This window comes from Bradyrhizobium sp. USDA3010 (assembly GCF_056429065.1).
Genome location: NZ_JBWJZD010000010.1, coordinates 1 through 10,998 on the forward strand (window position 1 = coordinate 1; position 10,998 = coordinate 10,998).

8 protein-coding genes are annotated in these 10,998 nt (G+C 65.5%); 1 reads left to right on the forward strand and 7 read right to left on the reverse strand.

Annotated elements, in window-relative coordinates; translation table 11 throughout:
• Positions 1 to 298 precede the first annotated feature (298 nt).
• The 7 genes from AC066Y_RS17365 to ltnD all read right to left on the reverse strand — a co-directional run bounded on the left by AC066Y_RS17365 (position 299) and on the right by ltnD (position 10,084).
• Positions 299 to 1,501, reverse strand: a complete 1,203-nt coding sequence (locus tag AC066Y_RS17365) for an efflux RND transporter periplasmic adaptor subunit (RefSeq protein ID WP_478274929.1) — start codon at positions 1,499 to 1,501, stop codon at positions 299 to 301.
• Entirely contained in the window at positions 1,488 to 4,667 is a 3,180-nt protein-coding gene (locus AC066Y_RS17370) for an efflux RND transporter permease subunit (protein ID WP_478274930.1), read from the reverse strand. The genes AC066Y_RS17365 and AC066Y_RS17370 overlap by 14 nt, the downstream gene beginning before the upstream one ends.
• A 387-nt stretch (positions 4,668 to 5,054) precedes the next feature.
• Positions 5,055 to 5,180, reverse strand: coding sequence for a hypothetical protein (locus AC066Y_RS17375; RefSeq protein ID WP_478275127.1), 126 nt, complete (start codon positions 5,178 to 5,180; stop codon positions 5,055 to 5,057).
• A 61-nt stretch (positions 5,181 to 5,241) separates the two neighbouring features.
• A complete protein-coding gene (locus AC066Y_RS17380) occupies positions 5,242 to 6,933 on the reverse strand; it encodes a methyl-accepting chemotaxis protein (RefSeq protein WP_478274931.1) in 1,692 nt (563 codons plus the stop codon).
• A gap of 170 nt (positions 6,934 to 7,103) precedes the next feature.
• Positions 7,104 to 8,381, reverse strand: a complete 1,278-nt coding sequence (gene otnK, locus AC066Y_RS17385; RefSeq protein ID WP_478274932.1) for a 3-oxo-tetronate kinase — start codon at positions 8,379 to 8,381, stop codon at positions 7,104 to 7,106.
• Entirely contained in the window at positions 8,378 to 9,160 is a 783-nt protein-coding gene (gene otnI, locus AC066Y_RS17390; RefSeq protein WP_478274933.1) for a 2-oxo-tetronate isomerase, read from the reverse strand. The genes otnK and otnI overlap by 4 nt, the downstream gene beginning before the upstream one ends.
• A gap of 12 nt (positions 9,161 to 9,172) precedes the next feature.
• Positions 9,173 to 10,084: an L-threonate dehydrogenase gene (ltnD, locus tag AC066Y_RS17395; RefSeq protein ID WP_478274934.1), complete on the reverse strand. Its 912-nt coding sequence runs from the start codon at positions 10,082 to 10,084 to the stop codon at positions 9,173 to 9,175.
• A gap of 176 nt (positions 10,085 to 10,260) precedes the next feature.
• Here ltnD and otnC point away from each other — a divergent pair, with 176 nt between their 5' ends.
• Positions 10,261 to 10,911, forward strand: a complete 651-nt coding sequence (gene otnC / locus AC066Y_RS17400) for a 3-oxo-tetronate 4-phosphate decarboxylase (protein WP_478274935.1) — start codon at positions 10,261 to 10,263, stop codon at positions 10,909 to 10,911.
• The last annotated feature ends 87 nt before the right edge of the window (positions 10,912 to 10,998 follow it).

The window sequence follows — 10,998 nt, forward strand, 5'->3', positions numbered from 1 at the left end:
GTCCTCCAACGCGTTCACGAAGTCGGGTCGAAAAGCGGCGAAAAAGCCGAAGCGTTCGCGCGCGCCTTCACCCCGACCGGAAATGTTCCAGCTGCCCCGCCCGGCAATCATGAATAAGACGGGCTAGGTCTCTAAGCTCCCTCGCCCCGCTCTTGCGGGGAGAGGGTTGGGGTGAGGGGCCGCTTCCGCGAGTTCTGCTCGCCGTGAGACCTGTACCCCCTCACCCGGATCGCATCTGACGATGCGATCCGACCTCTCCCCGCAAGCGGGGCGAGGTTAGAGGCGAGCGCTACGCGCCCTACCCCTTCACATCCTGCTTTTCTGACGCCGTTGTCGGCTTGCCCTTGGCGCCGACACCGGTCACGCGGACATGATCGCCGTCGGCGAGGCCGTCCGGCGGGGCGGTGATGATGCGGTCGTCGGGGGCGAGGCCCGAGGCGATCTCGATCTCCTTGCCGAGGTCGCGGCCAATCTTGACGGTCTTGAACAGCACCTTGTCATCAGGGCTGACGGTTGCGACCCGCAGGCCGTTGCCGTTGAAGATCAGCGCGCTGGCGGGAATGCTGAGCGGCGCGGCCTCGCGCTGCAAATTGAGCTTCACGCTGGCGTAGCTGCCCGGCATCAGCTCGCCGGAGGAGTTGTCGAGCCCGAGTTGCATCCGCGTGGTGCCGGAGGCGACATCGACCGCCTGCGAGGAGGCTTCCACCGTCGCCTGGAACGTGCGGTTCGGGTAATCCGGCAACACCAAGGAGGCCTTGGCGCCGATCTTGATCGCCGGGACGTAGTTCTGCGGCACGTTGACGTAGACGCGCAGCTTGGTGATGTCCGAGATCGTGAACATCGCGGGACCCGAGTTGCCGCCGGCGTTGATCAGCGCGCCGACGTCGGTGTCGCGCGAGGTCACCACGCCGTCGAACGGCGCCGTGATCTTCTTGTAACCGGCGAGCGCTTCCAGCCGCTCGACATTGGCCTGGCCGGACCTGACCGCACCGTTCTTGTTGGAGAGGTCGGCGGTGCGCTCGTCGATCTCCTGGGCGGAGACGAAGTTCGAGGCGACCAGCGTCTTGCGCCGGGTCAGCGTCGCCTCGGAGAGCTTGGCTGAGGCCTGGGCACTGGCGAGATCGGCGCGCGCCTGCAGCAATTGCTGGTCAAGGTCGGGTGCCTCGATCTCGGCGATCACCTGGCCGGCCTTGACGCGGGCCCCGATGTCGGCGTCCCAGCTCTTGAGATAGCCGGAAACCCGCGCGAAGATCGGTGCGCGGGAATAGGCCTCGAGCCGGCCCGGCAGGTCGATCGTGGGGCTCAGCGCCTTGGCGTTCGGCAGCGCCACGGCGACCGTCGGAATGGCCTGGTCGTCGGTCCATTCCTTCAACCTTGTGTCCTGCTCCTCACGGGCGCGGATGCCGGTGCCGACGATCAGCCCGGCGCCGACCAGTGCAACCACGCCGAATATGCCCAATCTCCGGCGAGACACCGGTGGGCGCTGTTCAGTGGGCTGCATGCGGAATCTCCGATGAGGCGGCGGCTTTGGCGCCTTGTTTCTTGTGTACCATACTGAATACCACGGGAACAAACATCAGCGTCGCGAAGGTTGCAAAGATCAGGCCGCCGATCACGGCGCGGCCCAGCGGCGCGTTCTGCTCGCCGCCCTCGCCGAGCCCCAGCGCCATCGGCGCCATGCCGATGATCATGGCGAGCGCGGTCATCAGCACTGGGCGGAAGCGGACAAATCCGGCCTCCAGCGCGGCCGCGACGGGATCGCCAAGTTCCTCATAGCGCTCGCGGGCAAAGCTGATCACGAGCACGCTGTTGGCGGTCGCAACGCCCATGCACATGATGGCGCCGGTCAGCGCCGGAACCGACAGCGTGGTCTGGGTCGTGAACAGCATCCAGACGATGCCGGCGAGTGCTGCGGGCAACGCCGTGATGATCACGAACGGGTCCGACCAGGACTGGAAGTTCACCACGATCAGGAAGTAGATCAAGACGACCGCGCCGAGCAGGCCGAACAAGAGGCCAGTGAAGGCCGAGTTCATGGTCTGCACCTGGCCGAGCAGCACCACGGAGGAGCCCTTCGGCACTTCCTTTGCGGTGTCAGCAATCAGCTGGCGCACGTCGGTCGCGACGCCGCCGAGATCGCGGCCCTGCGTCGTGGCGTAGATCTGCACCAGCGACTGGATGTCGTATTGCGACACCACCGCGCTCGAGGTCGCGCGCTTGATGTCGGCGATGCCGCCGAGGATCGGCGCCTGGGTGTTGCCGGTCGCGGTGATCGGCAGCGTCTGCAGCGCGCTCAGCGAGTCGATCTGGTATTGCGGCGTCTGCATCACGATGGAATAGGACACGCCGTTGTCGGGATTGAGATAGTAGGTCGGCGCGACCTGCGAGGAGCCGGCAAGGTTGACGACCAGCGAGTTGGTGACGTCGCGCTCGGTCAGGCCGACATATTGCGCGCGGGTGCGATCGACATCGATGTTGAAGGTCGGATTGTTCGGCGACTGCTGGATCCGCGCGTCGGCAATGCCGGGGATGCGCTTGATCTTCGCCAATAGCTTGTTGGCGTAGGCGAAATTGGCATCGAGGTTGGCGCCGCGGATCTGCAAATCGATCGGCGCCGGCGCGCCGAAGTTCAGGATCTGGCTGACGATGTCGGCCGGCAGGAACGCGAAGCTGGTGCCCGGAAACAGCCGCGGCAACTGTTCACGCAGCGTGCGGACATGCTGCTCGGTCGGCTTGTGGCCTTCCTTGAGGCGGATCTGGATGTCGCCGTCCTGCGGACCGATCACGCCGGTGTTGTTGTAGGTCATGTTGATGCCGGAGATCGGCATGCCGATGTTGTCGGTCATGGTCTCGATCTCGCCGGGGACCAGCTTGCGGATCGCCTTCTGGATGTCGGCGAGCTGGTTGGCGGTCTCCTCGACACGGGTGCCGACCTGGGTGCGGACATGCATCAGGATGTTGCCGGCATCGACCGACGGAAAGAAGTTGCGCCCCAGAAACGGCACCAGCACGAACGACGCGGCAACCACCGCGAGGAAGCCGCCGACGAACACCTTGCGGTGGCCGAGCGCCATCTCGAGCAGGCCGCGATAGCCGCCGCGGATGCGCTCGAACCGCGCCTCGAAGCTGCGCTGGAACCAGACCAGCGGATTGCGCGATTTCGGCGGCGCGCCCTCGTGATGGACATGCGCCTGCAGCAAATAGTTCGCCATGGTCGGCACCAAAGTGCGCGACAGGATGAACGACCAGATCATCGCGAACATGACAGCTTCGGCCATCGGCACGAACAGGAAGCGCGCCACGCCGGTCAGGAAGAACATCGGCACAAACACGATGCAGATACAGAGCAGCGAGACGAAGGCCGGCGTCACGATCTGGTTGGCGCCGTCGAGGATCGATTGCTCGACCGGCTTGCCCTGCTCGAGATGGTAGTTGATGTTCTCGATGGTCACCGTGGCGTCGTCGACCAGGATGCCGACCGCGAGCGCAAGGCCGCCGAGCGTCATGATGTTCAGCGTCTCGCCGATCAGGGACAGCATGATGATGGCCCCGAGCACCGACAGCGGGATCGACACCGCGATGATGACGGTCGAGCGCCAGCTGCCGAGGAACAGCAGGATCATCACACTGGTGAGCAGCGCGGCGATCACGCCCTCGAAGGCGACGCCGGTGATCGCACCGCGGACGAATACCGACTGGTCGCCGATGAAGCCGATCTTCAGCGCGTCCGGCATCTGATCCTTGACGTCGATCACCTTCTGCTTGATGCCGGAGATGATATCGAGCGTCGAGGTGGCGCCGGCCTTTAGCACCATCATCAGCACCGAACGGTTGCCGTCGACATGGACGATGTTGGTCTGCGGCGGGTTGCCGTCGCGGACGGTGGCGACGTCACGCACATAGACCATTGCGCCGTTGACCTGCTTGATCGGCAGGTCGCCGAGTTCCTCCATCCGGAGCGGCGAGTTGTTCAGGTTTACGGTGTATTCGAAATTGCCGATCTTCTGCGTGCCGACCGGCGTGATCAGGTTCTGTGCCGCGAGCGTGTTGGCGACGTCCTGGCCGGACAGGCCGCGCGCCTGCAGCGCGGTCGAATTGAGATCGATCTGGACCTGGCGCTGCTTGCCGCCGAACGGATAGGGGATCGCAGCGCCAGGCACCGTGACCAGCGGCGTGCGCAGCTGGTTGATGCCGATGTCGGCGAGGTTCTGCTCGGTCAGGCCTTCGCCCGACAATGCGACCTGGATGATCGGAACCGTCGAGGCGCTGTAGTTCAGGATCAGCGGCGGCGTCGCGCCCGGCGGCATCTGCTTGAGCAGGGTCTGCGAAATCGCGGTGACCTGCGCGTTGGCGGTGCGGATGTCGACATTGGGCTGGAAGAAGATCTTGATGATGCCGAACCCGTTATACGAGTTGGCGGTGATGTGCTCGATGTCGTTGACCGTCGTGGTCAGCGCGCGCTGGAACGGCGAAGTGATGCGGCCGGCCATCTGGTCGGGCGGCAGACCGGTGTACTGCCAGACCACGCCGATCACGGGGATACGAATGTCGGGAAAGATGTCGGTCGGCGTGCGCAGTGCGGCCAGCGGTCCGATGATCAAGAGCAGGATCGCGAGCACGACGAAAGTATATGGCCGGCTCAGCGCGATACGGACCAGTGCGATCATAAAAGCAGCATTCCCGAAATGAAGCCCGCCCCGGGCAGCGGAATCGACATTGCAAAAGCCGTTCCGCAGCGGCCGATTTACCCGATGACGGGCAAAACGCCAACCTGCGGAGCCGCGGCGGCCTTCACTTCCTTGGCATAGTACGTGAAGCCGTGCGCTCCGATCGGGTACGCTGGACGCGGTGCCGCTGATCGCGCTCGTATCATCGTCAAAAAAGAGACGGCTCTGCTGCGAATATGCGCTGGCCGAGCACGCCGTTTCGGCCGTCACGAGGCTGGCGCATCGCTGCTCTGCGAAAATGTAAAGCGTGGTGGGCCGGCCGGCTCACCACGCCAGGATCGGTTGCCCCGACAACGATGCCTGTATGGCCGCCCAGGCGGCGCCGGATCAGGCCGCGCGGACGGCGTCGAGGAACTTGCCGACTTCGAGCTTGAGGCGGCTGCTGTCGCCCGAGAGCGACTGCGCCGCCGACAGCACCACCTGGCCCGACGCCGAGCCGGTCACCGTATCCACGCAAAGAACAATGCCCGGCCGGTCGGCCGGGCATATTCGATGGTCAAAGGCTCGCCCGGCGTCAGGCCGCGCGGACGGCGTCGAGGAATTTGCCGACCTCGAGCTTGAGGCGGTTGCTGTCACCCGAGAGCGACTGCGCCGCCGACAGCACCTGGGTCGAAGCCGAGCCGGTTTCGTTGGCGCCGTGCTGCACGTCGGTGATGTTGGCCGAGACCTGCTGGGTGCCCTGCGCCGCCTGCTGCACGTTGCGGGAAATCTCCTGCGTCGCGGCACCCTGCTCTTCGACCGCGGCGGCAATGGTGGAGGAGATCTCCGACAGCCGCTCGATGGTCGACGAGATCTCCTTGATCGCGCCGACCGACTCCTGGGTCGCGGTCTGGATGCCGGCGATCTGCTGACCGATCTCGCCGGTGGCCTTCGCGGTCTGCTCGGCCAGCGCCTTCACCTCGGAGGCCACGACCGCGAAGCCGCGGCCGGCTTCACCGGCGCGCGCCGCCTCGATGGTGGCGTTCAGCGCCAGCAGGTTGGTCTGGCCGGCAATCGTGTTGATCAGTTCGACGACGTCGCCGATCCGCGCGGCGGCCTTCGACAACTCGCTGACGCGATCGTTGGTGGTGCGCGCCTGGCCGACGGCATCGCCCGCCATCCGCGCCGACTCCTGCACCTGGCGGCTGATCTCGGTCACCGACGACGACAGCTCTTCGGTCGCAGACGCCACCGACTGCACGTTGGTCGAGGCCTCCTCGGACGCAGCGGCAACCGAAGTGGTCAGTTCCTGCGACCGCCGTGCGGTCGACGACAGCGTGCTGGCCGAAGCTTCGAGCTGGGTCGAGGCCGACGACACGGTCTGCACGATCTCACCGATCATCTGCTCGAAATTGCGGGTGATGGTATCGACCCGGCGGCCGCGCTCGATCTTGGCTTCCGCGTCGGCGGCGGCGGCCTCATCGGCGGCCTTCTTGGCAACCAGGGCTTCCTTGAACACCTGCAGCGTGTCGGCCATCGCGCCGATCTCGGTCTTCTCGCCCTGGTGCGGCACGATTGCGGTGAGGTCACCGCGGCCGAGCGCCTGCATCGGGCTCACGATCGAGGCGATGCCGGACGTCACGTCGCGGATCATCAGGAAGCCGATACCGGCGCCCACGATGATGACGGCGCCGAGCATGATCGCAAGCAGCATGAACGCCGATGCGTAGCTGTTCGCAGCATCCTGCGCCGCCTTGTCGGCACCGGCGTTGTTGAGGTCGATATCCTTGCGCAGGATCTCGTCCGCCTCGAGGCCGATCTTGTTCACGGTTTTGGCGTTCAGCTCATGCGCTTCGTGCGGGACCTTGCCGACCTCCTTGCGCGACAGCGCCATCACCTCCTCGGTGCCCTTCTGGTAGCGGGTCCAGGTGTCGACCCATTGATTGTAGAGCGCCCGCTCTTCCGGCAAGGTGATCATCGGCTCGTAGATCGCGCGGACCTTGGTGTTGGCTTCGACCACCGACGCCAGGGTCTTCTCCTGCGCGAGCTTCTCCTCCAGCGTCTCGACCAGCATGTGCTCGCGGATCACGTTGCGGTAGGTGATGGCGCCGGCGCGCAGATCCCCAAGCGCACGCACGCTCGGTAGCCAGTTCTTCGTGATATCCACCGTGTTGGCATTGATCGACCGCATGCTCGTGACCGACAGCAGGCCCATGCCCGCCATTGCGACAAGCAGGAAGGACACCACGGCAATGATCTTGGCGCGGATCGAGAATTTGGCGAACATCTTGAGGTCTCTTGGATATCGGGCTCGCGAGGCCCGATCGAATGGCTGGGGGCGCGGCGCAACGCCGTAGACATCAAAGCCAGCCCCCCTCCTTAAGTAGGGTTAATTTGGTTCCCCGTTGAACTACGGAGATGCCCGTCACCGCCGCGACATGATGCGCGGCGGGCGCATCAAGGCATCAATGCCAGCGCGTCCGAGAAGAACTCCGGCCCGCCGAAATTGCCTGATTTCAGGGCAAGCACCATCTCGCCCTTTCCAGCGCCGACCGCGCGCAGAACCGGCACGCCCGCAGCGATTTCCGCACCGACCAGGAATCCCGGGATACCCAGGCGGTCGACCACGGCGCCTGAAGTTTCACCACCGGCGACCACCAGCCTGTGCACGCCCGACCGCACCAGCCCCTCCGCGATGTCGGCCATCGCCTGCTCGATCGCATGTCCGGCTGCATCACGGCCATGACGGGATTGCAGAGCTGCCACCTCCTCCGGGGTCGAGCTGCTGGCGATCAGAATCGGCCCCGTGCCGAGCCGCTCTTTGGCCCAGGCGAGCGCGCGCTGCGCCTCGTCCTTGCCGGCGATCACCCGCTCGGGGTCGAGGTGCAGGACCGGCATCACCTTCTCGGCGCTGGCGATCTGGCGCAGGGTCGCCTGCGAGCAACTGCCGGCGAGGCAGGCGGCCGGCCCGCCGATTGCTGCGCTGGTCACGGCATTCACGGCACCCGATTTGGCCTTGCCTGCGGCAACCAGCGCCCGCGCCAATCCAAGCCCGATGCCGGAGGCGCCGACCGAGAGACCGTGATCCAGCGCCACCTGCCCGATGGTTTCGAGGTCGCGGTCGAACACCGCGTCGACGATCGCAGCGCCGATGCCGCTGCGCGCAAGCTCGGCGAGCTTTGTCCGAACGGCCTCGGTGCCGCGGCTCAGCGTCGCCAGATCGATCAGGCCGATCTTGGTCGTGCTCTGGCGCGCCAGCACGCGGACCAGATTGGAATCATGCATCGGGTTGAGCGGATGGTCCTTCAGCGGGCTCTCGTTCAGCGGCACCGAGCCGACGAACAGATTGCCCTGATAGACGGTGCGGCCGGTTTCCGGGAACGCCGGCGTCACCAGCACGATATTGTCTTTGGAGTCGGCGCGCAGCGCGTCCATCACCGGACCGATATTGCCGGCATCGGTGGAATCGAAGGTCGAGCAGATCTTGAACAGGACGTGCCCTGCGCCGCGGCCGCGCAGCCAGCTCTCCGCGGCGCGCGAACGTGTCACGGCAACGCCGGCCTCGATCGAGCGGCTCTTCAGCGACACCACGACGGCGTCGACCTCCGGCAGCGCGAGATCGTCGGCGGGCACGCCGATGGTCTGCACCGTGCGTAGGCCGGCGCGGGTCAGCGTGTTGGCGAGGTCGGAGGCGCCGGTATAGTCGTCGGCGATGCAACCGAGTGCGAGTGTCACGGCCTCACTCCGGCATAGGGCTTGAACCAGGCGAGACCGTCGGTGGTCTTGCCGCGCGGATTATATTCGCAGCCGACAAAGCCGCCGTAACCGAGCCGGTCGAGTTCACCGAACAGGAACGGATAGTTCAGCTCCTCGCCGTCGGGCTCGTTGCGCGAGGGGATCGAGGCGATCTGGACGTGGCCAATGATCGGCATCATCTCGCGCAGCCGCATCGTGACGTCGCCATGGATGATCTGGCAGTGGTAGATGTCGAACTGCAGCTTGAGGTTCGCGATATCAACCTCCTTGATCAGGTCGCGCGCGAAGATGAAGTCGTTGAGGAAGTAGCCGGGCACGTTGCGCGGATTGATCGGCTCGATCACGACGTCGAGGCCGTGCGGCGCGAAGAACTCGGCGGCATGCGCGACCGATTTGCGAAACGCCGCGACCGCCCTGGCATCGCTGCGGTCCGCGATCCCGGCCATCAGATGCACACGCTTGACGCCGGTCGCCTGCGCATAAGGCAGCGCGGTCTTCAGGCTCGCTTGCAAATCGGCGAAACGATCTGGCAGCGCGGCAAATCCCTTCTCGCCGGCGTTCCAGTCGCCCGGCGGCAGGTTGAACAGCGCCTGCGTCAGCCCGGCGGCCTTGAGCCGCTTGCCGACCTCCTCGGCCGGATGGTCGTACGGAAACAGGAACTCGACCGCGGTGAAGCCCGCTTTCGCCGCCGCATCGAAGCGGTCGAGGAACGGGACCTCGTTGAACATCATGGTGAGGTTGGCGGCAAAGCGGGGCATGGCAGGATCCTCCTATTTCGCGCCGGGAAGCTTGGTGCCGGTGACCTGCGCATACATCCGCGCCACCGACGCGTCGTCGTCGCGGCCCATGCCGGCGGCCGATGTCATCAGGAACATCTGCAGCGCCGCGGCCGAGACCGGCACCGGGAAGCGCGCATTGCGCGCCATATCCTGGATGATGCCGAGGTCCTTGACGAAGATCTCGACCGCGCTGCGCGGCGCGTAGTCGCCGTCGAGCACATGCGGGATGCGGTTCTCGAACATCCAGGAATTGCCGGCGGAGGCCGTGATCACCTCATAGACCTTGCGGATATCGAGCCCCTGCTTGGCGGCAAACGCGATCGCCTCCGAGGCGGCCGCGATGTGCACGCCGGCCAGCAGCTGGTTGATCATCTTGAACGCGGCGCCCTGCCCTGCGGCATCGCCGAGCTCGTAGAGCTTTGCCGCCATCGCATCCAGCGCCGGCCGCGCCTTCGCGAACGCCGCCGCGCTGCCGGAGGCGAGGATCGTCAATTCGCCCTGGGCCGCGCGCTGCGCGCCGCCGGAGATCGGGGCGTCGAGATAATGCCGGCCGGTCGCTTCAAGCTGCTTTGCGAGCCGACGCGCGATATCGGGATCCATGGTCGCCGAGGAAATGAAGACCGCGTCCTTGGCCAAGGTCTCGGCGGCACCGTCCTTGCCGAACAGGATGGCCTCGGTCTGCGCCGCATTGACGACGACGCTGACGACGATGTCGGCATCCCTGGCCGCTTCGGCCGGCGTTTTTGCACCCTTGCCGCCGTCGGCCACAAAGCGCGCCACGGCATCGGCCGACACGTCGCAGCCGGTCACCACAAGGCCGGCGCGCTTGAGCGAGGTCGCCATGCCGTATCCCATCGAGCCCAGTCCGATGACGGCGACCTGCGGTGTTGCGGAACTCGACATGCGGCGATCCTCAAATTTTTACTTGATTGCACGTGAAGCGGGTTTCCACTCTTCCGGATCACGCGCGTTGCTGCTTGCCTATCACGCCTTGGCCGTGCTGCCAAAGCATGAGACAAAGCGGAAAACGGATAGCGCCAAGACAAAAACAGGCGGACGAAACCGGTGGACAAAAGCGGATGAGCGAAACAAAGCTTCGTGAGGATATCTGCCGCTTCGGCCGCTCGCTGTTCGAGCGTGGGCTGACGCCGGGCTCCTCGGGCAATATCAGCGTCCGGCTCGACGACGGCGGCTGGCTGGTGACGCCGACCAACGCCTCGCTCGGTTTCCTCGATCCGGCGAAAATGTCGCGGCTCGACGCCGACGGCCGCCTCATCTCCGGCGATGCCCCGACCAAGGAAGTGCCGCTGCACACCGCGCTCTACCAGACGCGCACCAGCGCCGGCGCAGTGGTGCATCTGCACTCGACCCATTCGGTCGCGCTTTCGATGCTGCCCGAGATCGACCCGCGCGCGGCGCTGCCGGCGATGACGGCCTATTACGTCATGAAATGCGGCCAAACCGCGCTGGTGCCCTACTATCGCCCCGGCGACCCCGGCGTTGCCGACGCGATCAGGGGCCTGGCCGGGAAATATTCATCGGTGCTGCTCGCCAATCACGGGCCCGTGGTGTCAGGCGACACGCTGGAAGCGGCGGTATTCGCGACCGAGGAGCTCGAGGAAACCGCCAAGCTCTATCTGCTGCTGCGCGGGCTGAACCCGCGCTATCTCTCGCCCGAACAGGTGGCAGATTTGACGAAGGTATTCGGGCTGCCGGAGCATGAGCATTGAGCGGGCGGTCCGTAGTCCGTGGGGCGGATTAGCGGAGCGTAATCCGCCGTCTTTCGTATGCGGCATCACGGCGGATTACGCCTTCGG

What these genes read in the sequence shown, in the direction of transcription:
- otnI (WP_478274933.1), bottom strand. Translation starts at nt 9,160, where the DNA reads ATGCCCCGCTTTGCCGCCAACCTCACCATGATGTTCAACGAGGTCCCG.
- ltnD (WP_478274934.1), bottom strand. Translation starts at nt 10,084, where the DNA reads ATGTCGAGTTCCGCAACACCGCAGGTCGCCGTCATCGGACTGGGCTCG.
- otnC (WP_478274935.1), top strand. Translation starts at nt 10,261, where the DNA reads ATGAGCGAAACAAAGCTTCGTGAGGATATCTGCCGCTTCGGCCGCTCG.
- AC066Y_RS17380 (WP_478274931.1), bottom strand. Translation starts at nt 6,933, where the DNA reads ATGTTCGCCAAATTCTCGATCCGCGCCAAGATCATTGCCGTGGTGTCC.
- AC066Y_RS17365 (WP_478274929.1), bottom strand. Translation starts at nt 1,501, where the DNA reads ATGCAGCCCACTGAACAGCGCCCACCGGTGTCTCGCCGGAGATTGGGC.
- AC066Y_RS17370 (WP_478274930.1), bottom strand. Translation starts at nt 4,667, where the DNA reads ATGATCGCACTGGTCCGTATCGCGCTGAGCCGGCCATATACTTTCGTC.